Raw genomic sequence first — 24,430 nt, 5'->3', positions numbered from 1 at the left:
TTTCGGTGGACAGCTCGCTCCCGTTCTGTTCTGTCTCGAAGTCACGCATCGTCGTCTCGCCCCCTGACTTCGCTGCCGCCGTCGGCAGCGGTCGATCGGTCGGGATAGACGGCGTCGGCGCCGTCTTCACCGGCCGGCGGCATCGGAACTTCACTCGGCACGTCGCTGTCGTCCTCCTCAGTGGAGCTCTCCACGCTGCCATCCGCGTCGCTGTCGGCCTCCTCAGTGTAACTCTCTATGCTGCCGTCCGCGTCGCTGTCGGCCTCCCCGTTTGCGTTCTCGTCGCCGCGGGTACCGACGTACAGGCCGACGACGAACAGGAGCCCGATCGCGGTCGCGATCGCGACCGCGATCGTCCACGCTGCGATCGTGGTGTAGGCGACGTACGCGCTGTACGGGAGGTAGAACGCGAACACCAGGCCCAGGAGTTGGAGGCTCGACCGCGTCAGGGTGAACGACGCAGTCGCCGACGTCGACCCCGATTCGGCTGGCGTCGATTCGGTGGACACTGGCTCGGCCGACTCCGGCGTGTCGTCTCTCTCCTCGGCTTCTGCTCCCTGCGGCGACGTACCGCCGCTCGCCGCCGCGTCTGTCTCGCTGTCTACTGATTCGCTGCCTGCCGATTCGCTGTCTGCCGATTCGCTGTCTACTGATTCGCTGTCTGCCGATTCGCTGCCTGCCGATCCGCTGCCTGCCGATCCGCTGCCTGCCGATCCGCTGTCGGTCGACTCGCTGTCGACCAGCACGCCGTCGACCGATCTGACGAGCGTCCAGACCTCCGAGATGACGAAGGCGACCAACGGCCCGACGACGACCACGGCGAAGCCGACGGGGGTGTTGACGAATCGGACGACGTAGCCGAGCAGCGGGAGCGTCACCAGCACCTCGCCGAGCACCTGCTCGTGAGAGACGGTTCCGCTGTCTGGGTCCTCGTTGGCGTCGCCTTTCGTCACGTAGGCGACGCTCCCGTCCCGTTCGATGACGTCGATGACGCGGTGGGTCGTCGGCGTCTCGCTGTCGGTCCGGAAGGTGATGACGTCCCGTTCTGTGATCTCACCCGGCGCGGCCTCACGGACGACGATCGCGTCGCCGGGGCTCATCGCGGGTTCCATACTGCCGGAGAGGACGACGAAACTGTAGTCTGCGCCGGCCACCTGCGGCACGCCGTAGACGACGAACGGAGCGACGAGACCGACGAGCAAGAGCACGCCGAGTACGTTCGCGACCGTTCGTATCGTGCTGCGCTCATTCGTCATCGTCGCGGCCCTCCAGTCTCGCCAGCAGGTGAATCATCACTGGAGGAGAGATGGACGCTAGCGGGCATAGCTATCGCCGCGTTAGGGGGGGTCCCCGTTTCGGCATCGTCGTCTTGACCGCCCGGAACGGTCGTCGATCCGATGGCGCGGGAGTGCATTTCCGGACGTAACGAGGCGTTAAACGCGCTGAAACGCGATCGAATGGCGTTGGTGTGCGATACAGCTCGGACGACGGTCATTCGCGACACCTCCGAGCGGCGAACCCGACGGTGAACCGCGCACTGTCGCTCTGGATGACGTTGCCTGCGTCGGTCGGAATCGCCCAGCGGAACGAGACGTAGACCGCCTCACCGACCGTGAGACACGATTCACCGTCTCGGGTGAGTCCGTACCCGCCATCGGCGAACGCAGGGTCGTCAGCGACCGCCGCGAGCGTGCCCGAAGCGATCACGTCGTCGCCGTCGGTCAGAAACGGGATGTCCTCGTTGCTGCCGTTCCCGGTCCCGATGCCCATATCGTTCCAGATCTCGATCTCGGCGGCGTCCTGTAGTTCGCCGACTGTGGGCGTCGTGTCGTTCGCCTCTCGTTCGGGCTCTGTGAGGCCGTTCTCAGCGGTTTCTGTCAACGAGAAGAGGAGGGTTAGCTCGGCAGATCCGACCGTCTCGCCCTCTCCGCCGTCGACGAGCGTCGCCCGGAGCGTGACAGCCCCAGTATCGCCCGGCAGGACCGCTTCGTCGACGACGAGGCCGACGTTGCCCGTACTCTCGGTTGGGACGGCTGCCAGACCCGTGTCCTCCGTGACGACGCCGTTGACAGTCTCGCGCCAGTCGAGCGCGACCGCCGGTAACGAGTCGCCGGCCTGGATCTGCGCCGATTGATTTAGTTCGACCGGCGCGAGTCCGCTAGCCGCTCGCACCGGCCCCGCGCCGACCGCAACGAGGCTCGAGCCAGCGACCGCCGCGAGTATCTGTCGTCGTGTGGGTGTCTTCATTTTGAATCCGTTTCGAGGAATTACGCGCCAGACAGCGAGCGGGTCGACTGCCGCATCCGTGCGGCAGCGATCCGGCGTCCCAGCCGTACGGCCCGTCTCGTGGGCCTATGCCGTCTGCTCGACGCCGTCGTTGTGGCGGCACTGCTCGGTGTAGAACGACAGGTCGAACGCGACCGAGTCGCCCTGGAGTTCGTTCCCGGCTTCGAGGGGCAGAGACCACGCAAATCCGATGCAGTGGCCGACCTCGGGCTCGAAGCACTCGATCGTCTCGGGCGTCGTGCGGTCCCCGTCGAGGTGGATGCCGTCGCCGTCGAGCGCACCCAGCGCCTCCGCGAGCGTCCCCTCGAAGAAGACGATTTCGCTGGTGAACAGGTCCGCCAGCGTCTGGAACGTCGACACGAGGTTCGTCGGGTCCGGGACGTCCCGGAAGTATGCGGGGTCGTCGCCGGCGCTACCCGCCGCGCCGGCCATCTCGGAGAGGATGGCGTCGTTCGCGTCGGCACCGACACCGATGGTGTAGACGTTCGTCTCGGGTGCGGGCGAGGACGCGCGAGCGTCGTCTGCGGCACTCGTCGGGGAGGCGTACGGCGTGCCGTCACCACCCTGGAAGGAGTTTCCGTCCGAGAGAACGACGTTGATCGGCGTCGTGTCGACTCTGCCGTTGTTTGCGATCTCTGCTTGCGCTTCGAGGACGCCCTCGCCGATGTAGGTCCCGGTGCTGATGCCGGCGCCGCCCGAGGGGTCCGTCGTGCTCGCACCGACGATGTCGGCGAGGACCTGACGGAGCCCGTTGAGCGCGCCGCCGGGCGCGATGAGACCCGCGAGATCTGACGTCAGCGGCGACCCGAGTTCGATGTGGGGATCGCCGCCGGAGGAGCCGTTGAAGTAGACGACGCCGACACGCGCGTCCGCGTCGGTGTCGATGAGTTCCTGCACGAGAGCCGCCGCACCGACCTCGACGAGGTCGATCTTGGTCGTCTCGTCGTAGCCGAGAATCGGGTCGTCGTTGACGACGCCGCCGTACTGGCTGTACAGCATCGACCCGGAGACGTCGATCGTGAGCATAATGTCCGCACTGTTGAGGCGGTTGTCGCAGTTCTGATCGTACCACATCCGCACGTCGACGTTCTCCGCGAGGTTCGCCTCGTTCGCGTCGCCGCCTTCGGCGACCCGTTCGGGCTCGGTGTTCACGCCGCCGCTCTCGACGATGTCGGCAGCACGCATCCAGATGTACCCCGGGTTATCACAGAGGTGCAGGCTGAACGTGACCTCGCCTTTGTCGCCGGGCTTCACGTCGTCGAGTTCGATCAGGTGCTCTTGGCCGTTGTAGCTCGCCGCGTAGTTCTGATCGAAGTTCGAACAGGTGAGGTAATCGACGAGATTCCGGCTCTCGTCGCCGTAGGCGTACGTTTCGCCGCCGATCTCGATCGACTGCTCGCCGTCGCCGTCGTGGTCTGGGTGCGCGTTGACGTACTCCCAGGACTCCGTCGGCCCGTAGTAGGACTGCTGCCAGTCGATCTTGAGATCAAGCGTCCCGGCAGTCAGTGTGTTGTTCTCGAACGATTCGGTGTCGTTGAAGTACGCGGTGGTGCCGAGGCCGGCGCCCGCCGAAGCGATGCCGACCGCACCGAGGGCTCCGAGCACTTTGCGTCGCGAGAGTGCGTACGTCTGATCGTTGTCTGTCATAGGTGAGTTCCCCTGCGGGGGACACCCCGTCGCGGAGTCGAACCGCGTCGCGGCCGTGGCCGCTCGCAACCGAGGTTGCGAAGCACCGGCACGAGGTTGAACGTCGCCAGCACCCGTGCTACGGCGACGTGGTGTTCGTCTCGTTCATCCCGCCAGCGACCCCGGGGCTGTCGCCCATCTCGTTGTGGCGCGACTGGACGGCGTTGAAGCCGACGTCGAAGGAGACGCTGTCCGTCTGGACGTCGTTGCCGACCTCGATGGGGAGTTCCCACTCGAATCCGACGCACTGGGTGGTCTGGCCGGGGTACGGCTGTCGACCCTCGGCGGAGCGGTCGCCGTCGAGCTCGACGCCCTCTTCCAGGAGCGCCATCACGTCCGCGAGTGATCCTTCGGCAATCAGCAGTTCGCCCGCGAGGACGACCTGCGCGATCTCCGCGTAGACGGTGTCGAGATCGGCGGGGTTGGGCGCGATGAACGCGTCGTCGGGCGAGGTCGCGATGTCTTCGAGGAGGCCGGTGGCCGCGTTGCCGAGCGCGATCGTGAAGATGCGGATGCCCGCGTCCTTGGCGTCGTCGGCCTCACTGAGTGCAGCCGATGCGTTGGACTGACCATCGCTCAGCAGGATCATCACTTTCGACGCGCCAGCGGTGGCGTTCGTGCCGTTGAGCAGTTCGTCAGCTCCCTCGGCGATACCTGCGGCGATCGAGGTCCCGCCGCCCGCGGAGTAACTGTTGATGGCGTTCTTGACCGCCTGGTAGTTCGTCGTCAGTTCCTGGTCGGTCGTCGCAGTGGTCGAAAACGAGATGGCGGCGGCCTCGTCCGGGCTGGAGAGGTTGTCGACGAACCCGTTCGCGGCGGTCTTCAGAGCCGAGAGCGGCGAGCCGCCCATCGACCCGGAGACGTCGCTGACGAGCGCGACCTCCAGTTCCTGCTGTTCACCGGTGCCGGTCGGCTCGTAGACGTTGTCGCAGTCTTCGTCGTACCAGACTCGCACCTGCATTCGGTCGGCGAGTTCGCCGATCTCGTCCGCGTTGAGGTCGTCGACGCCCATCTCGGGCTCGGTCATACCCATCTCTGCGTTCGAGCGAAGGCCACCGACCATCTCCAGCCAGCCGGGGTTGTCACAGATGTGAATGCTGATCGTCACCTCGCCGTAGTCGCCCGGCTTGACGTCTTCGAGGGTGAACACTGGGATGCCGTCGCCGTTGACGAGGAACTCGTCGGCCTCCGGCGAACAGAACTGGAACTCCTCGCCCGTCACGAGGTCTTCCCACGCCTGCATATCCGCCGGGGAGGGAGCCTGATCGAGGAGGTAGACGCCGTCGCCGAGGTCCTCGGCGTCCGGGTAGCCCATCGCTTTGATCGCGTCGAGCCGACCGGGGCCGCCCCTGTACGTCGATTTGTAGTCGAGCTTGAGGTCGAGGCTCCCCGCCGTCAGCTGATTATTTTCGAACGTTTCGTCGTCCGTGAACAGCGCGCTCGTGCCGAGGCCGGCGCCGGCCGAGGCCACGCCGACCGCACCGAGTGCACCGAGGACTTTCCGCCGCGAGAGGTCGAATTCGTGTTCTGTCATTGGTCTGTGTTCGTCGTCCGGCCGCGGACGCTCCCCGTTCGGGGAAGACCCACCGACGGAGTCGAACCGTCACGACCCGCCGTCGGGTCGGTCCACCGGGGTGGGGGAAGCTCGGTGCAGGAATCGCCGGCTCAGATGACGTAGAGCGGGCCCTGCCACGGCTTGTCGTCGCCGGGCGTCGCGACCGCCTGCGTGGTGCTCGCGTTGCCGTCGACGATGTTCGCGATGACGCCGACGGAGCCGAATCCGGCCGTGTCCATCCGGATCACGTCGCCGTCGAGCATCGGGCTGAAGTCTCCGATCGATGCCCCAGCGTTGTTGTTCGCGAGGACGAACGTGCCGTCGGCCTCGAGTTTCACTTCGACCTGGTAGTTCCCGCCTGCATCGCCGAGGAAGACGCCGACGTTGTCGCTGCCGGCGGTGTCAGCGGGGAAGGACTCCGCGAGGCCGGAGAGGTCGACTTCGACGACGTTCTCGTTCGCGCGGAGGGTGAAGGAGCCGGGGTAGCCGGCCTGTGCGTCAGCGGGCTGGGTGACGACCGTGCTCGACGCGTCGACGTCGACGAAGGGGCTCATCGGCGAGCCGTTGTGCCGCGACTGCTCGGCGACGAAGGTGAAGTCGAAGTCGAGGGCGTCGGTCTGGATTTCGTTGCCGACCTCGATCGGGAGCTCCCACTCGATGCAGAGACACGGGCCGGTCTGCGTCTCGACGTCGGGCGAGCCGGGGTACGGCTGCGGGCCTGCTTCGCCGCGCTCGACGTCCATCAGGAAGCCGAAGAGGAGTTCATCGCTGAGGTCCGCGAGGGTGTAGTCCTCGGGATTGTTCAGCGCCACCGGGTCGACGCACTCGAAGCCGACGAGGTCTCCGTCCTCTTCGATGGGGGTGATGCCTTCCGCGTACGAGATCGTGACCTGGATGGACTCGCTCAGTTCGCCGAACCCCGCGCCGTTGTTTGGTGAGCTGATCGAGCCGCCGCCACTCGCGTCGGCGTCCATCTCGGGTTCCGTCTGGCCGTTCTCGTAGTCGACGACGCCGCCCGAACCCAGCCAGAGCCAGGCGGGATTGTCGACGATCTTCGGGCAGAACGCCAGCGCACCGCTGTCGCCTGGCTTGACGTCGGAGAGTTCGTACGCGTACGTGGCGCCTCTTTCGCCGTCCACCTGTCCGCTGCTGACACTGCTTCCGTAGCTGCCCTGGTTCGACGACGTCCAGTAGTCGACGAACAGGTCGAGGGAACCAGCCACGAGGTTGTTATTCTCGAACGACTCCTCGTCCGTGAACAGCGCGCTCGTACCGAGTCCTGCGCCCGCAGACGCGACGCCGATCGTTCCAAGAGCCGCCAGTGCCTTCCGTCGTGAGATTTCGAACCGTTCTGTCATAGTTTGTGTTCCCCCGTTGGGGGATGCCCACCGGCGGAGTCGAACCGCCGTCGCGAGGACCGATCGTCGCTGGTCCGCCGCGGCGCCCTGAGTGGGTGTTTCCACACTCTACCCCCACCCCTCATACCCCCATAGCTAATTGCGAGTTTTCCTGGCTAACGGCACTCACGGGCGCTTAACGCCACGTTTCGGAGGCTCGTGGACTGCAGAAACAACGGAATCGACTTCGGCGATCGACGGATCCGAGGCGAGCGGGGAATGGCCACATTGAACGGCAATTCAGAGTGGAAAGACGATCCTGCTGCCGCCGAGTGATACTGTCGGACAGAACTCTGTGAAGCGTATCGGCACCCCGTGGATGCCAACATCGTTCACGAACTGCTGTCCGAAAGTATGAGATACCAAGAGGATCGATCCGCGGTTAACGATACGTTCAGCGTTTCTGCTCTGTTTTCTTGAAGATGATTACTATATACTTGTGTGAGCAATGAATAATTACCCGAGGGCAGGTATGAGTTATAGATCACAATCTACGAGACAAAGAATCTCAGAAACGGATATTCACGACTTACTTCGCAACGATAGACGTCGGTACGCGATCAAGTACCTCCAGGATCGCGGGCGCGAAGTGATGCTTCGGGACCTCGCCGAGGAGATCGCCGAAATCGAGACGGGGGAATCACCGGCGCCGCGGAACATCCGCGATAGTGTCTACATCTCGCTGCACCAGAGTCATCTGCCTCGACTGGATTCGGCCGGCGTCGTCGACTACGATCGTAATCGAAAGACGATCAGACTCCGCAAGGAGGCACGCACGGTCGACGTGTATATGGAGGTCGTGACGAAGTACGGCGTCACCTGGGCGACGTACTACCGGACGCTAGGAACGCTCGCGCTGTTTCTCATCGTGCTCTCGCTCACCGGCGTGCCGTTGTTCGCTGCGGTCGACCCGCTCGTCTTCGCGAGCGCGTTCCTCGCGATCATCGCAGGCTCGGCGCTCTATCAGATCTGGTCACATCGGTGGTTCTACCTCTCCCGATTGTCCTGATACTGTCGGACAGAACGATGTGAAGCGTATCGGCACCCCGTGGGTGCCAACATCATTCACGAACTGCTGTCCGACAGTATGAACGCTCGCTCACTGCCCGCGCTATTGTCCCACTGCCCGAACCGCCGACCGAACGGTCTCTCCGTCGGTAGCCAGAACCGATTCGACAGAGAAATACGATCGATCGCTGCTTTGACCGAGTCGCGTTACTGTCTCGTAACGTCACTCTACCCGGATTTCACCCGGCGGGAGCCGCGCCTCGAACACCCGCGTCCCACACTCGTTACACGTCGCAGCGACGACCTCGAAGGACCGACAACACGACTCGACCGTCTCCCCGTCGAGCGAAATCACTCCACCGCAGGCGGGGCAGCGATCGAGCCACAGTCGAAGCGCGCCGAGCACCTCCAAACGTGCCTCGTCGGTGAACCTCCGCCAAGCCGCAGTGCGGTCACGAAGCACTGCGTCCGCGGCGCAGTCAGCGAGGAACGCGGCTTCTGACTCCCACTTGCCGACCGTCACCGAATCGGCCATCGCGACGAACGCGTGCGATCGCCGCGCTGTCGAAACGGGCTGGTCGCCGGCGGTGCCCTCGAAGAGCAATTCGACCGCGTCATCCGGGTTTGCCCGGTCGATCTGCTCGAACCACGCATCTCGAAACCTCGGCGAGAGACACAGGTCCCCGCCACCTCGGCACGGTTCGAGAGCGCCGATGTCGAGCAGAAACCGCTCGATATCGACGACCGCGGACGGTCCCGCGCCGAACGTGACCTCCGGTGTGTCGTGCCCGTCGAACAGTTGGAGCACCGAATCGGGGGGGTACCGCTTGGTCAGCGTCGGCGTCCCCGGCACGAGGTACCCGCGGAAATAGATCGCCGCGAGTCCGACCACGCCGACCGCGACGCCGACCGGAACGCTGACGAAACTGATGCCGACAGCCAGAACTCCGGTTAGTGCGACGTTGACGGCAGTACACGCGAGACATCTGTTCGGTCCGGTGTACTCCGGTCGCCGCCACTGTATCCTCCGCTCGCCGGCGATCCTCATCACGCGAATGCTTCGTAGAGTGGCGGCATAGCTAATCACTACATAAGTGACGGACCCGGTATTCTCGTGTTACCTGACGTGATGCTTCCGTAACACGAAGGGAGATACTTATGCTGTCGAAAGATAATGTCCGTTACGTGAAACCTTCTGGCGTTAGTGTGCGGCCCGCGACACTCGACCCAGAACCCGACGGGTCGGTAGAGTCCCTCTCCGAGGAGGAACTCTTCGAGGTGCTCGCGAATCACCGGCGGCGGTACGTGTTGCGGGTTCTTTCGGGGTCGGACGCCCACGACATCGGGTCGCTGGCGGAGACAGTCGCCGCCTGGGAGAAGGGAACGACCGTCGAGCGAGTCGCTCGCGAGGATCGAAAGTCGGTTTATACGGCACTCCAACAGCTTCACCTGCCGAAACTTCACAACGCCGGGCTCGTCGTCTACGACAAAGACCGCGGAACGGTTCGGCCGACAGCCGCCAAAGAGGAGGTCAATATTTATCTAGACGTCGTGCGGGGCAACGACCTCCCCTGGCACGAGTACTATCTGGCGCTGTCAGCCGTCAGCGCCGTCCTCCTGCTCGTCGCGTGGCTCGATTTCTTCCCGTTCGGGCTGCTCCCCGACGCCGGTTGGGCGGGACTCGTCGTACTCAGTTTCTTCGTCTCCGCCGTGTTTCATTACCGGTCGCACGAGCAGGCGCGGATCGGCGTTCGCAACCGTCCGCCGCCGGAGTGAGAGGGATTATCGTAAGTCTCCATAGATGTCTCGCCGGACGGTACGGCGAGAATCTCCGAACGGTTACGATAATCCCTATGAGATCGACTGCCGGCCGACGACCAAAGACTTTCACTGTACCGAGTAAATCGACTGCTATGGGAACGGATTACTCCGAGCTGCACGACCCGAACGCGGAGTACACGATGCGAGAGCTCTCCGCGGAGACGATGGGCGTGACGGCGAAACGCGGTGGCGGCCGCGACGTCGAGATCACCGACGTGCAGACGACGATGGTCGACGGGAACTTCCCGTGGACGCTCGTGCGCGTCTACACCGACGCCGGCATCGTCGGGACCGGCGAAGCCTACTGGGGGGCCGGCGTGCCGGAACTCATCCAGCGGATGAAGCCGATGATCGTCGGCGAGAACCCCCTCGACATCGACCGATTGTACGAACACCTGATCCAGAAGATGTCCGGCGAGGGCTCCGTCGAGGGCGTCACCGTCACGGCCATCTCGGGCATCGAAGTCGCCCTGCACGACCTCGCGGGGAAGATTCTCGAACTCCCGGCGTACCAACTGCTCGGCGGCAAGTACCGCGACGAGATGCGTGTCTACTGTGACTGCCACACCGAAGACGAGGCCGATCCGGAGGCCTGCGCCGACGAGGCCGAGCGCGTCGTCGAGGAACTCGGCTACGACGCGCTGAAGTTCGACCTCGACGTGCCCTCGGGTCTGGAGAAAGACCGCGCGAACCGGCATCTCCGCCCCGGAGAGATCCGACACAAAGCCGAGATCGTCGAGCAGGTCACAGAGCGCGTGAAGGACCGCGCCGACGTCGCCTTCGATTGCCACTGGACGTTCTCGGGTGGGTCCGCAAAGCGCCTCGCGGCCGCGATCGAAGACTTCGACGTCTGGTGGCTCGAAGACCCCGTCCCGCCGGAGAACCTCGACGTCCAAGAGGAGGTCACGAAGTCGACGACGACGCCAATCACCGTCGGTGAGAACCGCTACCGCGTGACGGAGGTGCGCCGGCTGATCGAAAATCAGGCGGTCGACATCGTCGCCCCCGATCTGCCGAAAGTCGGCGGGATGCGCGAGACGCGGAAGATCGCCGACGTCGCGAACCAGTATTACGTTCCCGTCGCGATGCACAACGTCGCCTCACCCGTCGCCACGATGGCGGCTGCCCACGTCGGCGCGGCGATTCCGAACGCGCTGGCCGTCGAGTATCACTCCTACGAACTCGGCTGGTGGGACGAACTCGTCGAGGAGACGGTTATCGAGAACGGCTCGATCGAGGTCCCCGAAACGCCCGGTCTCGGCGTGACGCTCGATATGGACGCCGTCGCGGAGCGAATGGTCGACGGCGAGGAACTATTCGACGAGGCGTAGGGGCGGCCGGTTCGCACTGCCCGCTCTCACCGGAATGTCGGCCGGCCGACTCCGACCACAGGACGACCGCTCTCACCCGCTGTTCGACACTGCCGGGTCGGTACCTAGCCCTCGAAGCGCGTCGGCCGTGTCGTCGCCGGCCAACCGGATCGTGTACGTCGCGACGAGCCTGGCGGTCTCCCACGCCGAATCGCTCGCACACCGCGTTTCGAGCAGTGAGATGCCGTCGTCGAGGACGGCTGCCGTCTCCGCGCGGAGGTCTCGAAAGAGACCCGCGCGCCGATCGTCGCCGCGGGCGGTGAAGAAGGATACGAGCCGCTCGTGAGTCCGGAGCGTGACCAGTGGACGGCCGACCATCCCGCCGGCGATGCGCTCGACAGTCGCGTCACGGGCGCGGAGATACGCGTGCATCGGCCCTGGGGGCTCGCTCTCGGGGCTCCAGCCGTCCAGTTCGCTCGCGACCCGGCTGCGGTGTTCCGTCTCCTGTTCGACGACCGACTCGAAAGCAGCGCGGGCGTCGTCGTCTCCCTCGTCTTCGGTCCACTGTCGGAACGTCTCCCGCGCCGCGTGTTCGCTCGCTGCGGCGGCAACGAGCAGCGCCTCGGGAATCGGATCGCCCCCGGCGGCCGCATAGAGAAACTGTTCGGACCCGAGCAGCGCCAGCGACGAAGCTTCCGCCGATTCGACTTTCTCACGGAGCCAGTCTCCGTCGCGTGCTTCGCGGCTCATATCGAAGCCGTGCGGCCGCAGCACCTAACGGTTTCTGCCGCCGCTGCGACAGTGCGTCGCACTCGCCGCACCGTCGTCGGCGGAGGAGTATCAGACCTGATACCGGGGAGCGAACAATCTTATGTCGAGATATCGGTCCCCTACATATGAACGACCGAGGCGTCGTAGTAACCGACGACACGAGGGGCCTCGTCGACGGCGACGAGCTAATCGACGCATTGGGAATCGACGAATCAGAACGGGAGTGGCGCAAGTCCTTCGTTCGCCTCACGGAGGCGGACAAAGAGCGGATGCGTGCGCTCGAACCGACGTTCGACGAAGTAGCCGATGAGATCGTCGACGATTTTTACGACCACCTGACGAGCGATCCTCGGGCCACCGAGGTCCTCGGTCGGTCGAGCAAGGGCGTCGATCAACTGAAAAAGACCCAATCACAGTATCTGCGCTCGCTCGCCAGCGGCGAGTACGGCCAAGACTACTTCGCCCAGCGCGCCCGAATCGGCAAGATCCACAATATGTTGGATATGGGGCCGAAGTTCTATCTCGGCGCGTACAGCATCTACTACGACGGTCTGATGTCGGCTATCGGGGATGCGGTCAAAGAGGAGTTCGGTGGCTCCGCTCAGAGCGACACGGCTCAATCTGCTTCCACGACGCAGTCCGGTGGGGACGACCCCGACGACGCAAACGACGGTCTGTTCTCACGGATTGTCGGCGGCGCGAACGAACGCGACGACGAGGACGGAGCGGGCGGTGCCGACGCTGTTGCCGACGCCGACACGAACGGCGACGTCGACGCCGCAGTCGACGCCGTGGTCGACCGGGCCAGTTCTCTCCTCAAAGTGCTCGCGATCGACCAGCAGATCGCGATGGACACCTACATTCACGCCTACAGCGAGGAGGCGCGCCGCGAGGCGGAACACCGCGAGGAGTTGGCCCGCGAGGTCAAACAGGACCTCAAAGACCCGATCGAAGACGTCTCCTCGGCCTCGTCGGTCGTCGCCGAACGCTCTGCGACGATCCGCGACATCGCAAACGACCAGGCGGACGATATGGAGGAGGTCGCCGCGGAGGTCTCACAGATGAGTGCGACCGTCGAGGAGATCGCTGCGACCGCCGAGGACGTCGAAAACACGAGCGACGAGGCGGTCTCGCGCGCGCGATCCGGCGAGACCGCCGCGGACGAGGCGATCGACGTGATGGAGGAAGTCGCAGACGCCGCGAACCAGGCCTCGGCCGATCTCGAACGACTCCAGGCGCAGATCGACGAGGTCGACGAAGTCATCGAAGCGATCGACGAGATCGCAGAGCAGACGAATCTGCTCGCGCTGAACGCCTCGATCGAGGCGGCGCGGGCGGGCGAGGCCGGCGACGGATTCGCCGTCGTCGCCGACGAGGTGAAACAACTCGCCGAGGAGTCCCGACAGCGCGCAAGCGACGTCGAGGAGACTGTCGGTCGCGTCCAGACCGACGCCGCCGAGACGATCGAGAGCCTCTCGGAGACGACCGACAAACTCCACGAGGGTATCGACCGCGGTGAGGACGCGATGGACAGCCTCGACGAGATCGTCGACGCAGTCGAGCGAACGACCGAAGGAATCGCCGAGGTCGCGACCGCGACCGACGAGCAGGCGGTCAGCGCCGAGGAGGTGACGGCGATGGTCGAGACGACGCGCGAGCGCTCCGAGGAGATCGCAGACCGCGTCGACGACGTCGCGGAAGCCAGCCGCGAACAGACCCAGCGGATGGACACGATTCAGGACGCCGCAGATCGCCTCGTTACGGCCGATAGCGACACCGAGTCGACGGACTCCGGAGGGGGTGGGATGCCCTCAGACCTCGATTTCGACGCCGAACCGCCGGCTGGAATCGACACGTCGGACGCGGATGGCCCACCGCGTGACGTGCTCTCGAACGGGAGTTCGATGGAGAACGGCGAGGACTCTGAATCCGACGAGTCGTTCGCGTTCGTGGGAACCGATGGCGGCGTCTCTGTTAGCGGGCCCGGAGACGAGACGGACCGATCCGACAAATAGCGCTCTCTCGCTCTTCTACCCGCCAGGGAACCGACCTCAGTCGTCGTCCGCTGCAGCAGCGGCGTCGGCTGCGTCCTGCTCGATGCTCGGTGGGTAGACGCCGCGCTTCAGCTTCAGGTCGCTCTGCGGGCGGGCCATACACGTCAGCGCGTAGTCTTCGCGCTCCTCGTCGGTGAGCCCACGTGCGGCGGGTTGGGTGACCTCGCCCTCGACGATCTCCGCCGAACAGGCGAGACACATCCCGACGCGACAGGAGTACTCCTGAGCGATGCCCGCTTCGAGACAGGCCTTGAGGATCGTCTGCTTGTCCGACACGTCGACGGTCTCGCCGGTGCCGACGAACTCGACGGTGTACTCGGTCATACCTCGCCGTTCGGTGGACCGTTTCAAAACTCTTTGCGAAGCGGTCGCGTCCCGGTCGTGTCGGCGTGTCGACCGGATTATGCCTCGTCGACTGCGGGGCCGCCGTCGGCTTCTGCCTCTTTGTCCCCCGAGCGGACCGTCATCACCGGCGCGTCGGCGGTGCGGACGACCTTCTCGGCAACGCTCCCGAGGAGGAAGCGACCGACGCCGGTTCGGCCGTGCGTCCCCATCACGACGAGGTCGATTCCCTCCTCGGCCACGTAGTCGACGATGACGCGGTGTGCGATACCCGTCTCGACAGTCGTGACGACGTCCACGCCGGCCTCTTCGCCGCGCTCTTCGACCTCCTCGACCGCGCTGTTGCCTTCCTCTTGAAGGGCCTCGATGACGATATCCGAGCCCATCTCCAGCGAGGAGTACGCACCCGTGTCGACGACGTACAGTGCGTGTACCGTCGCGTCGTACTGTTTCGCGAGTTCGATGGCGTGTTCGACTGCGCCCTCGGTCGCGGCGCTTCCGTCAGTCGGAACGAGAATCTTGTCGTACATCGTCTCACCCGGCCCTACGTCGCGAAGGTTTTAGAAGGTACGCTCGATTGTCATTCGGTTTCGCCGGCCGTCGCTCCGTCCTCGTCGACAGCTACTCGTCCTCGGCTCCGGTAGCCTCGTCGGCCCCGGCCGACTGGTCGACCTGCGGCTCGTACGTTCCCGGTGCGTTCTCGGCGGTCATCGCCTCAGGGTCGTCGCCGCGGAATCGAAGGATGGCCGCCTCGCAGGCCTGCAAGCCGTCGACGCGCTCGACGCCTTCACCGAGGCTGACGGTCTCGACGACGGTCCACGACTCCGCGTCGGCGTCGAAGGCGAGGCCTTTCACCCACTCTCCGGTGGCGACGAGCACGCCGGAGGCGCGGCCCTCGTCCTCGATCGGGACGGCCAGTTCGAGCGCCTCGGCGTCGTTCAGTTGGAGCAGTTCCTGAGGTTCTAGCGGCCGCGGCGGCAGCGCGTCGACGACGGTCATACCCGCGCTGGGTCGGGACGCCGTTTGTGCGTTGCGGATCGAGTCGGTGACCGCGGTCGTTGACGATGGGCACACGGTCGGTGTCGGCGGCCTCTGGATCACAAAGTTTCTACCCTCCGGGCCGCGAGGGACCGCTATGTCTCGCGAGGGCGACGCCGCGCCCGGAGGTTCCGAGCGAACGCCGGTGTCGGCGTCGCTCGCCGGCCTCTCGTTCCGACGTGACCGCGTTCTCGGCGTCGTCGTCGCCCTCGCGTTCGCTGGTCTCCTCGTCCGACTCGTCGGTCTCGGCGCGCGCCCGTTTCACTGGGACGAGGCGCGCGTCGGCTACTGGACGCTCCGCTATCTCGACACCGGCGCCTACCAGTACCGTCCGATCGCCGGCGGCCCGCTGCTCCCGCTCGTCGGTCGCACGCTGTTCGCCCTCGTCGGCGTCTCAGAGTGGGTCGCCCGACTCCCTATCGCCGTCCTCGGGGCGGCGCTCCCGCTCGTCGCAGTGCTCTTTCGCGACCGTCTCGACGACGCCGAAACGGTCCTGTTCGCCGCTCTCCTCGCGTTTCAGCCACTCGTCCTCTACTACTCGCGTTTCCTCCGCGGCGACGTGCCGCTTGCGCTGTTCGGCTTCGCGTTCGTCGGCTTCGCCCTGCGGGCGTGGGATCGCGACAGCCGACGCGACGCGTACGCTGCTGCGGTCGCGCTGTCGCTCGCGGCGTCCGCTTCGGGGTTCGTCGCCGGCTATCTCTGCTGTTGGCTCGCAGCGTGGGTCCTCGTCGTCGAGCAGCACAGCGTCGCCGCCGACGGCGGAGCGAGCGCCCGGGCGGCGGCGGCAGCGCTCCGAGCGCGACTCGCTGGGACGACGACGGCGGCCGCCCGCGCCGCGCTGCTTTTCGTCGGCACGACGGTCTTTCTGTTCGCGCCCCGCGCAGGTCCCGGCGTCGACGTCGGAATCTACGATCCGACGGAGTTCCACCTCGCGATCTACGAGGGGACGGTCGGCGCGCTCTGGCGCTTCGTCGGCGTCCGGGTCGTCAACCGCTATCCCGACGGCACGCACTCGCTGCTCCCGTACCTCGGCGACGCGGCCGGGACCCTGACTGCGGTCGCGCTCCCGGTCGTCGCGGTCGGCGTCGGAACCACGCTCTGGGTGCGCTACGCGTCGGCCCGCCGGCCGCTGATCGAGGGCGTCGGCTACTGGGGGCTTCTGGCGGTCGTCCTGTTCCCGACGATCGCGGAGGTCTCCGCCCCGTGGACGCTCGTGCACGTCGTCGTCCCGCTGTCGCTCCCCGCAGCGGTCGGCTTCGCCGCGTTCCTCCGCCGCGGGGCCGCTGCCGCATCCGGCCCCGACGTCGATACCGGAACCGTCGTCGCGGTCGCCCTCGTCGTCCTCGCGGTCGTCGCGCAGGTGGGTGCCGTCACCGCCGGAAGCGTCTACGGGCCCTCCGACCGCGACAACCGACTCGCGCAGTTCGCCCAGCCGAGCGACGACCTCGCACCGATCGAAGCGGCGGCACGCGCTGCTGCCGACGGCGACTCGTCGACGGCCGAGGTTCTCTACGTCGGTGCGGCGTACCACGTCCCGCCTGACCGGACGACCCGGTTCCCGCCGGTGGGCGACGCCTGGGGGAACCGACTGCCGCTGCCGTGGTACGTCGAAGCGGCGGGCGCGGACGCGACGAGTACGGCGAACGCCTCGACGTTCGATTCGGCGTACGCGAACGCGTCGGCGCCGCCGGTCGTGATCGCTGCGCCCACACACCACACCGAGCTCGCGGAGCGACTCGGCTCTGACTACGAGGCGACGACGTACCGCCTTGGTCTGTGGAACCGCGAGGTCGTCGTGTTCACGGCCCCAGAGAAACGATGACCCATCCGTCGGAATCAAACTGCCCCATTTATACCAACAGTAGCCAAAGTCCACTTGGTATGACTGGCGGGATACGGGTGTTGCACGTCGACGACGACCCCCACTTCTTAGACCTCACGTCGACGGTGCTCGCTCGGCAGGACGACCGCCTAGAAGTTGTCACTGAATCTGCCGCGGCCGGCGGTCTCGAACGGCTCACGGACGGCTCGGCGTCGTTCGACTGCGTCGTCTCGGACTATCAGATGCCCGGAATGAACGGGCTCGAACTGCTGGAGGCGGTCCGCGAGCAGGATCCCGACCTCCCGTTCATCCTCTTCACCGGCGAGGGGAGCGAGTCGCTCGCGAGCGACGCCATCACACGCGGCGCGACGGACTACCTCCGGAAGGGAACACAAAGCGAGCAGTACGAACTCCTCGCCAACCGGATCACGAACGCCGTCGAACGGTACCGTAACGCCCAGCGTGCGGCCGAACTCGAACGCATCCGTCGCGTGCGCAGCGAGACCAATCGGGCCGTCGTACACGCTGACACCCGAACGGAGATCGAACGCCAAACGTGCCGGCTCATCAGCGAGGCCGATCCCTATCGCTTCGCGTGGATCGGCAGGCACGACGCGGACGCGAACGCCGTCGAACCCGTCGCCGCCGCGGGCGTCGATCAGGGCTATCTAGATGCCATCGAGATCACGACCGACAGCGGTCAAGAAGAGCCCGGTCCCACCGCGAACGCCGTCCTGACGCGGGAATTCTCGGTCGTACAGAACATCCCGGAAGACGCGAGGTACGAACCGTGGCGCGCCCACGCGCTCGACCGCGGCTATCGGTCCAGCGCGGCCATTCCGCTGGTGTACGACGACGGACTCTACGGCGTTCTCAACGTCTATGCGGACCGAACGAACGCCTTCGACGCGCAGGAACGCGACCTCCTCACGGAACTGGGCGAGGACGTCGCACACGCACTCCACCGCGTCGATGCCGACGCCCACCGCGAGCGCTACGAGCGATTACTCGATGCGTCCTCGGCCGGCATCTTCCGAGCGCCCCCCGATCCGAACGGCCAGATCGTCGAGGCGAATTCGACGCTCGCGACGTTACTCGGCGCTGACACTCCCGAAGGAGTCGCGGGGCACGCCGTCGAGGACTTCGTTCGGGAGGCAGCAGACCTGGCCGAACTACGTCGTCGACTCGACCGCGACGGAGTCGTGCAGAACTACGACGTGCCGATTCGGACGCTGATGGGCGAACACCGCTGGGGATCCCTCACCCTTCTGAAGACCGAAGAATCCGACGGCACGTACGTCGATGGAATCGTCCGAGACGTCACAGAACGCAAAGACCGCGACCGCTCGCTTCGGCTCTTTCGGGAGGCCATCGAAGCGTCGGGGCACTCGGTGTACTTCACGAAGCGAGACGGCACGATCGTCTACGTGAACCCGGCGTTCGAACAGACTACGGGATACGACGCCGACCAAGTACTCGGACAGAACCCGCGGATCCTGAAGTCCAACGAGCACGATCGGGAGTTCTACGAGGAGTTGTGGGGGACGATTCTGGACGGCGACGTCTGGCGAAGCGAGATCGTCAACAAGACGAAATCCGGCGATCGATACGTCGTCGATCAGACGATCGCCCCGGTCGAAAGCGAGGGCGGCGATATCGAGCGCTTCGTCGCGGTCAACGCCGATATCTCCGAACAGAAGGAGCGCCAACAGGAACTCGAACGGAGCAGAGAACGGCTCCGGGCGCTCTTTGAGGAGTCGCCGGACGCGATCACCGTCCACGATGCCGAGGGGAACGTCGTCGACGTCAACCGACAGAACGTCGAGAACCTCGGCTACTCACGGGAGGCGCTGCTCTCGATGAATGTCGCCGAAATCGAGGCGGACCACTCCGGCGACGAACTCCGGACCGTCTGGGACGACGCCGCCATCGGAGAGCGGATAAAGCTTCAGGGTCGGCACCGGCGACGCGACGGCACGACCTTCCCCGTCGAGGTCTGGATCACGAAGATCAGATTTCACGGCAACGAGCGGTTCATCGCGTTCAGCCGCGACGTCTCCGAGCGTCACGAGTACGAACAGGAACTCGAACGGCAGATCGACCGCCTCGAACAGTTCGCCACGGTCGTCAGCCACGACCTGCGCAATCCGCTGAACGTGGCCGAAGGGCGGATCGATCTGGTCCAGTCCGAACGTGCGGGTGACCGCCCGAGCGCGGGGGCCGGAGCGGAGCATCTGGACGTCGCCGCGGAGGCGCTCAAACGGATGGAGGAACTGATCGAAGACCTGCTCGTGCTGGCGCGCGAAGGGGGTCGCGCGAACGCTACCGACGCCGTCGCACTCGGCAACCTGATGGACGAGTGCTGGCGAACCGTCTCAACGGCGGAGGCGTCGCTCGTGATCGACACGGACCGCACGATAATCGCGGATCCGGCGCGGCTCCGGCAACTGTTCGAGAACCTCCTCCGCAACGCCATCGAACACGCGGGCGAAGACGTGACGATCACGATCGGCGACGTCGACGGCGGCTTCTACGTCGCCGACGACGGCCCCGGAATCCCCGCCGAGGAGCGCGAGGACGTGTTCGCGACCGGCTACTCGACGGCGGACGACGGGACCGGGCTCGGGCTCAATATCGTCGATCAGATCGCCGAAGCACACGGCTGGACCGTCACCGTCACCGATAGCGAAACCGGCGGGGCGCGATTCGAGATCACGGGCGTCGAAATCCAGGAGTGAGAGCGGTTCGGGCCTGCGAGGAGAGGAGACCGTTCAGCGGAAGCCCATCGCTTCGATCTGCTCTTGGTAGCGATTCCGGATGGTGACTTCCGTCACCTGCGCGACGTCGGCGACCTCGCGCTGGGTCTTCTTCTCGTTGCAGAGCAGTGACGCTGCATAGATCGCCGCGGCCGCGAACCCTGTCGGCGACTTCCCCGAGAGGAGGCCCTGTTCCGCGGAGACGTCGATGATCTCGGTCGCCTTCGATTGGACTTCCTCGCTCAGCCCGAGCGACGAGGCGAAGCGGGGGACGAACTGCTTTGGGTCGACCGGCTTCAGTTCGAGGCCGAGTTCCTGGGAGATGTAGCGATACGTCCGACCGATCTCCTTCTGGGGAACGCGCGAGACCTCCGCGACTTCGTCGAGCGAGCGCGGAATGCCTTCCTGCCGGCAGGCGGCGTAGAGCGCGGAGGTGGCGACGCCTTCGATTGACCGGCCGCGGATGAGGTCCTCGTTGAGCGCGCGACGATAGATGACCGACGCGACCTCCCGTACCGATCGTGGGACGCCCAGCGCCGACGCCATCCGGTCGATCTCCGAGAGCGCGAACTGGAGGTTGCGCTCGCCTGCGTCCTTCGTCCGGATGCGCTCTTGCCACTTGCGCAATCGGTGCATCTGCGAGCGCTTCTCCGAGGAGAGCGAGCGCCCGTAGGCGTCTTTGTCCTTCCAGTCGATCGTCGTCGTCAGCCCCCGGTCGTGCATCGTCTCCGTGATCGGCGCGCCCACGCGGGACTTCGACTGCCGCTCGGAGTGGTTGAACGCCCGCCACTCGGGCCCGCGGTCGATCTGTTGTTCGTCCAAAACTAAGCCGCAGTCGTCACACACCAACTCCCCCTGATCGGCGTCCGTGACGATGTCCGACGACTCGCACTCCGGGCAGACGAGTCGCTCGTCGTCTGTCTGTTCGGTCTCCTGCTCTCGCTGGCGCTGACGACGCGAACGTTCCATTATAAGGTTTGTGGTGAAGGGCCTATTTAAGCCTTTGTGACAGAATCTCTAGACTACTCTGCGAACGCGACCCCCAAGCGGTATATGCCCCGGCCACTCGATGGCAGGTATGCGCGCTGTAACCCTCGTCGTCCTGCTTCTCGTGGTCGCCTCCGGCTGTCTCGGCGGGACGCCGGGAGCGGGTACCGGCCCGGCGGAATCGGCGGCCACTGCGACGCCGACGACTGGCAGCACGGCCACCGCGGCGCCGGTCGAGGGCGACGACGTCACGGTCACGGAGGTCGTCGACGGCGACACGATAAAAGTCGCGTATCCGAACGGGACGCGCGAGACTGTCCGGTTGCTGGGCGTCGACACGCCCGAGGTGTACGGCGAGAACACCCCTGACGAGTTCGAGGGTATCCCCGAGACGACCGCCGGGGCGGCGTGTCTCGGCCGGGCCGGCGAGGACGCCTCGGCGTACGCGAAAGACCGACTCGCGGGCGAATCCGTGACGCTCGTCTTCGACGAGCAGTCGGATCGACGGGGCTACTACGGGCGGTTGCTCGCGTACGTCTACGTCGACGGCGAGTCGTTCAACTACGCCCTGCTCAGAGAGGGTCACGCTCGCGTGTACGACAGTACCTTTACCGAACGTGAACGATACGAGGACATGGAAGTGACGGCGCGCGAGTCCCGTCGTGGGCTGTGGTCCTGTATCGAGGGTGACGTGACGGCGACCGCGAGCGAAACTACCGCGCTCGCCGACGGTGGTGAAGGGCCGCTCGCGATCGACACGATTCACGCCGACGCGGAGGGCAACGACAACGAGAATCTGAACGACGAGTACGTCGTCTTCCGTAACGCTGGCGAGGAACGTCTCGACCTCTCGGGGTGGACCGTCACCGACGACGCAGACCACACCTACACCGTCCCCGAGGGCACCACGCTCGATCCCGGCGCGACGCTGACGCTCCGGACCGGCTCCGGAACGGACAGCGATTCGACGCTCTACTGGGGCGCCAGCGGTGCGATCTGGAACAACGCTGGGGACGTGGTCACCGTCCGCGATGCGAGCGGATCGACCGTCGTTCGGCGCTCGTACTGACGCGCGACGGCAACGCCGCGTGCTCCCCGCCAGCCGAATAACTCACCGTTTTCGAGAAGCCTTTTTGTATTATCGGAGGGTATTTCATCGCAATGAGACCGAACTTCGCGCCGCACTGTCTCGCGAGCGGGAGCCTCCGCAGCGCCTCACGGAGGTGGATCTGATGGCGACGAAGTCGGCACTGGAGACGCAACTGGCGGTCGTCGCGGGCTTCGAGGACCCGCGTGCGGACCTCGAACAGTATCCGACGCCCCCGGAGTTAGCCGCCCACGTCGTCCACGTCGCCGACCTGAACGGCGACATCGAGGACCGACTCGTCGTCGACCTCGGGACCGGAACGGGAATGTTAGCGCTCGGTGCCGCGCTCCGCGGCCCGTCCCGGGTGGTCGGCGTCGACGTCGACCGGACAGCGTTGACGACGGCCACGGCGAACCGACGACGCGTCGGGACGAAGACCTCGATCGACTGGGTGCTCGCCGACGCGACGCGCGCACCGCTTTGTCCCGCAGAACCGACGACCGTGTTGATGAATCCGCCCTTCGGCGCCCAGCGCGGCAACGAACACGCCGATCGGGCGTTCCTCGAAACCGCCGCTCGGCTCGCCGACGTGTCGTATTCGGTCCACAACGGCGGTTCACAGGAGTTCATCGAAGCGTTCGCCGCCGACCACGGCGGCGCGGTGACGCACGCCTTCCGCGCGACGCTCTCGCTCGATCGGCAGTTCGAGTTCCACGACGCGGACTCCGAAGACATTGACGCCGAGGTGTACCGGATCGAGTGGTCCGACGGCGACGAGTAAGGCGCCCCCGCTACTCGTAGGTCTCTTTCGAGAGGAGTTGCAGTCTCGTCTCGTCGTAGGAAACGAACACGCGCGAGCGGTTCCGTGTGAACGTCAGGCCGTCGACGGTCACCGACTCGTTCTTCGCGGGGAGACCCGCACTGAGTGAGTCGTTCCCCTCGGTGACCCGAAGATAGTACTGGCTCTCGTTGGGGACGACCGTCACGTTCCGCCCGGCGAGTACCGGCCCGGCAGTGACCGGATCGGACGTGTACACGACGCGCGCGGAGTCGGTGTTGCCGAGCGCGACGCGGTAGGCTGTCCGGTTGCCGAGGACGTTCCAGCCGTCGCGCTGTGCGTAGACGGTCTCGCGCCAGCCGACGCCGCCGAGACGGACGGCGACCTGGCCGTCGAACGCCAACCGGCCTTTCGGGACCGCCGTGCTCCAGATACCGCGCTGCTCGCTGCGGACGATGACGCCCGAGGTGTTGACGGCCGTCGTCTCGCCGAACGCCTCGATGTCGACCGCCGCAACGAGACCGTTCTCGACGTTCTCCGCGTAGGTCACCTCGTAGTCGCGGACGGTCAGCTCGTCGCCCGGGAGGTCGCCCGAGGTTGCCGTGTACAGATTCGCGGGCACGGCCGGCCCGGCGATGGCGGCCGTCGAGAGCAGGAGGACGCCGACGGCGACCTGCCAGTTCCGGACGACGCCGCTGTCGCCGGCGAGTTCCCAGCGAAAGAGCTCGTCGTCGCGGGCGACGACGGCGGAGGCGACGACCAGCGCCAGCAGTGCGACCAAGACGACTCCCGCGGCCCGGTAGAGGACGTACGTCTCACCGCCACGGAACCAGTAGACGGCCCACAGCGACTGTTCGGTGGCGAAGAGGAGCGTTCCGAGCCAGAGTCGCCGGGCGCTGGGACGATCGGCCCGACGTCGGGCACGGACGACGACGAGACCTACGAGGACGCCGAGCAGGAGCCCGAGTGCGTGGCCCTGAATGGCGATGTCGGCCCACCACGGCGAGATGTAGGCCGGGCGCGCGCTCCGGGTGAGGATCGGCGTCTGGAGCGCGTTGTACACCAGTCGGAGGGCTCCGCCGCCGGCGAGCGCGATCACGGTTCCGAGCGGATAGTTGACGAGCGCGGCCCCCGCGAACGCGAACACGACGCCGGAGAAGCCGATTATCGGGCCGATCGCGAAGAACGAGGTGAGCAGTCCGACCGCGAGGACGACAGCGGGAAAGATCACGAACGCGCGGACGTAGGGGTTCGTGCGCCACGACGAGAACGACTGTGAGCCTCGCTCGCGGGTGAAGTGCCCCCACGCGTACTCCGCGAGCGGAGCGAGCGTGAGCGTCCCGACGAGGTTCCCGATGAGGTGGCCCGGACCGTTGTGTGAGAACGCCGCCGAGAGCATCCCGAGCGGGTACAGGTACGACCACGCCCGGAACGGGAGCGTCACCGGCGCGTTCCAGCGGGCCCACCCGCCCTGCAAAAAGAGGTAGACCGTGAGCACGAAGCCGGCCGAGACGAGCGTTCCCCAGGGGAGACCCAGGACGAAACGCTGTCGCAACTGTGCACCGAAGGCGGAGGGTTGATCGAAGAGGAACGCCGCGGTGAGAGAGAACACGAGAGCGGCTACGACCGCGACGCGCAGGAGGAGATCGACCGGGAGAGCGTCCATCGTACATCCGGAGTAGACGAGCGGTTAAGAAACTACGGCGTTTCGGATCGACGCGATGGGACGACT

Annotated in this window: 20 protein-coding genes; 8 read left to right on the top strand and 12 right to left on the bottom strand. The window is 65.8% G+C overall.

Annotated elements, in window-relative coordinates:
- Positions 1–41: 41 nt before the first annotated feature.
- The 5 genes from NO362_RS09500 to NO362_RS09480 all read right to left on the bottom strand — a co-directional run bounded on the left by NO362_RS09500 (position 42) and on the right by NO362_RS09480 (position 6,885).
- Positions 42–1,256: a signal peptidase I gene (locus NO362_RS09500; RefSeq protein WP_256545039.1), complete on the bottom strand. Its 1,215-nt coding sequence runs from the start codon at positions 1,254–1,256 to the stop codon at positions 42–44.
- Between the two features lie 235 nt (positions 1,257–1,491).
- Positions 1,492–2,247: a hypothetical protein gene (locus tag NO362_RS09495; RefSeq protein ID WP_256545038.1), complete on the bottom strand. Its 756-nt coding sequence runs from the start codon at positions 2,245–2,247 to the stop codon at positions 1,492–1,494.
- 105 nt (positions 2,248–2,352) lie between these two features.
- Positions 2,353–3,933 carry a vWA domain-containing protein gene (locus NO362_RS09490; RefSeq protein ID WP_256545037.1) on the bottom strand — a complete coding sequence of 527 codons (1,581 nt, stop codon included), beginning with the start codon at positions 3,931–3,933 and terminating at the stop codon, positions 2,353–2,355.
- A gap of 118 nt (positions 3,934–4,051) precedes the next feature.
- A complete protein-coding gene (locus NO362_RS09485; protein WP_256545036.1) occupies positions 4,052–5,506 on the bottom strand; it encodes a vWA domain-containing protein in 1,455 nt (484 codons plus the stop codon).
- Between the two features lie 131 nt (positions 5,507–5,637).
- Positions 5,638–6,885, bottom strand: coding sequence for a SipW-dependent-type signal peptide-containing protein (locus NO362_RS09480; RefSeq protein ID WP_256545035.1), 1,248 nt, complete (start codon positions 6,883–6,885; stop codon positions 5,638–5,640).
- Positions 6,886–7,372: 487 nt separating this feature from the next.
- On the opposite strand from NO362_RS09480, the gene NO362_RS09475 reads away from it, so the two are divergent.
- The gene (locus tag NO362_RS09475; protein ID WP_439331149.1) at positions 7,373–7,933 is read left to right on the top strand and encodes a DUF7344 domain-containing protein; all 561 of its coding nucleotides are present in this window, start codon (positions 7,373–7,375) and stop codon (positions 7,931–7,933) included.
- 222 nt (positions 7,934–8,155) lie between these two features.
- On the opposite strand, the gene NO362_RS09470 is transcribed toward NO362_RS09475, so the two are convergent.
- Complete coding sequence (locus NO362_RS09470; RefSeq protein WP_256545033.1) at positions 8,156–8,980, bottom strand: DUF8054 domain-containing protein; 825 nt, start codon at positions 8,978–8,980, stop codon at positions 8,156–8,158.
- Positions 8,981–9,138: 158 nt separating this feature from the next.
- Here NO362_RS09470 and NO362_RS09465 point away from each other — a divergent pair, with 158 nt between their 5' ends.
- Positions 9,139–9,708 (top strand): DUF7344 domain-containing protein, encoded by a 570-nt coding sequence (locus NO362_RS09465; RefSeq protein ID WP_256545032.1) that lies wholly within the window; start codon positions 9,139–9,141, stop codon positions 9,706–9,708.
- 137 nt (positions 9,709–9,845) lie between these two features.
- Positions 9,846–11,084, top strand: a complete 1,239-nt coding sequence (locus tag NO362_RS09460; protein WP_256290366.1) for a mandelate racemase/muconate lactonizing enzyme family protein — start codon at positions 9,846–9,848, stop codon at positions 11,082–11,084.
- A gap of 72 nt (positions 11,085–11,156) precedes the next feature.
- On the opposite strand, the gene NO362_RS09455 is transcribed toward NO362_RS09460, so the two are convergent.
- Positions 11,157–11,813: a rubrerythrin family protein gene (locus NO362_RS09455; RefSeq protein WP_256545031.1), complete on the bottom strand. Its 657-nt coding sequence runs from the start codon at positions 11,811–11,813 to the stop codon at positions 11,157–11,159.
- A 146-nt stretch (positions 11,814–11,959) separates the two neighbouring features.
- Here NO362_RS09455 and NO362_RS09450 point away from each other — a divergent pair, with 146 nt between their 5' ends.
- Positions 11,960–13,849: a globin-coupled sensor protein gene (locus NO362_RS09450; protein ID WP_256545030.1), complete on the top strand. Its 1,890-nt coding sequence runs from the start codon at positions 11,960–11,962 to the stop codon at positions 13,847–13,849.
- A gap of 36 nt (positions 13,850–13,885) precedes the next feature.
- On the opposite strand, the gene NO362_RS09445 is transcribed toward NO362_RS09450, so the two are convergent.
- From NO362_RS09445 to NO362_RS09435, 3 genes are all read right to left on the bottom strand, one after another.
- On the bottom strand, positions 13,886–14,212 hold the full coding sequence (locus tag NO362_RS09445) for a 2Fe-2S iron-sulfur cluster-binding protein (RefSeq protein WP_256290362.1): 327 nt from the start codon (positions 14,210–14,212) through the stop codon (positions 13,886–13,888).
- 77 nt (positions 14,213–14,289) lie between these two features.
- Positions 14,290–14,760: a universal stress protein gene (locus NO362_RS09440; RefSeq protein WP_256545029.1), complete on the bottom strand. Its 471-nt coding sequence runs from the start codon at positions 14,758–14,760 to the stop codon at positions 14,290–14,292.
- Positions 14,761–14,851: 91 nt separating this feature from the next.
- Entirely contained in the window at positions 14,852–15,229 is a 378-nt protein-coding gene (locus NO362_RS09435) for a DUF7964 domain-containing protein (RefSeq protein ID WP_256545028.1), read from the bottom strand.
- A 136-nt stretch (positions 15,230–15,365) separates the two neighbouring features.
- Here NO362_RS09435 and NO362_RS09430 point away from each other — a divergent pair, with 136 nt between their 5' ends.
- The gene (locus NO362_RS09430) at positions 15,366–17,090 is read left to right on the top strand and encodes a flippase activity-associated protein Agl23 (RefSeq protein WP_256545027.1); all 1,725 of its coding nucleotides are present in this window, start codon (positions 15,366–15,368) and stop codon (positions 17,088–17,090) included.
- 59 nt (positions 17,091–17,149) lie between these two features.
- On the top strand, positions 17,150–19,828 hold the full coding sequence (locus tag NO362_RS09425; protein WP_256545026.1) for a PAS domain S-box protein: 2,679 nt from the start codon (positions 17,150–17,152) through the stop codon (positions 19,826–19,828).
- Between the two features lie 33 nt (positions 19,829–19,861).
- Here NO362_RS09425 and NO362_RS09420 read toward each other — a convergent pair whose 3' ends face one another.
- Positions 19,862–20,815: a transcription initiation factor IIB gene (locus NO362_RS09420; protein ID WP_121570251.1), complete on the bottom strand. Its 954-nt coding sequence runs from the start codon at positions 20,813–20,815 to the stop codon at positions 19,862–19,864.
- Positions 20,816–20,915: 100 nt separating this feature from the next.
- Between NO362_RS09420 and NO362_RS09415 the strand changes: the two genes are divergently transcribed.
- Together NO362_RS09415 and NO362_RS09410 are read left to right on the top strand one after the other, a co-directional pair.
- Positions 20,916–21,902 carry a lamin tail domain-containing protein gene (locus tag NO362_RS09415; RefSeq protein ID WP_439331148.1) on the top strand — a complete coding sequence of 329 codons (987 nt, stop codon included), beginning with the start codon at positions 20,916–20,918 and terminating at the stop codon, positions 21,900–21,902.
- Between the two features lie 163 nt (positions 21,903–22,065).
- Entirely contained in the window at positions 22,066–22,701 is a 636-nt protein-coding gene (locus tag NO362_RS09410; RefSeq protein ID WP_256545024.1) for an METTL5 family protein, read from the top strand.
- Positions 22,702–22,711: 10 nt separating this feature from the next.
- On the opposite strand, the gene NO362_RS09405 is transcribed toward NO362_RS09410, so the two are convergent.
- Entirely contained in the window at positions 22,712–24,364 is a 1,653-nt protein-coding gene (locus NO362_RS09405) for a rhomboid family intramembrane serine protease (RefSeq protein ID WP_256545023.1), read from the bottom strand.
- Positions 24,365–24,430 lie beyond the last annotated feature (66 nt).

Origin of the sequence: Halobellus inordinatus (assembly GCF_024498335.1) — an archaeon.
GTDB classification, from domain to species: Archaea; Halobacteriota; Halobacteria; order Halobacteriales; family Haloferacaceae; genus Haloquadratum; species Haloquadratum inordinatus.
This window is presented reverse-complemented; position numbering and strand designations above follow the sequence as displayed.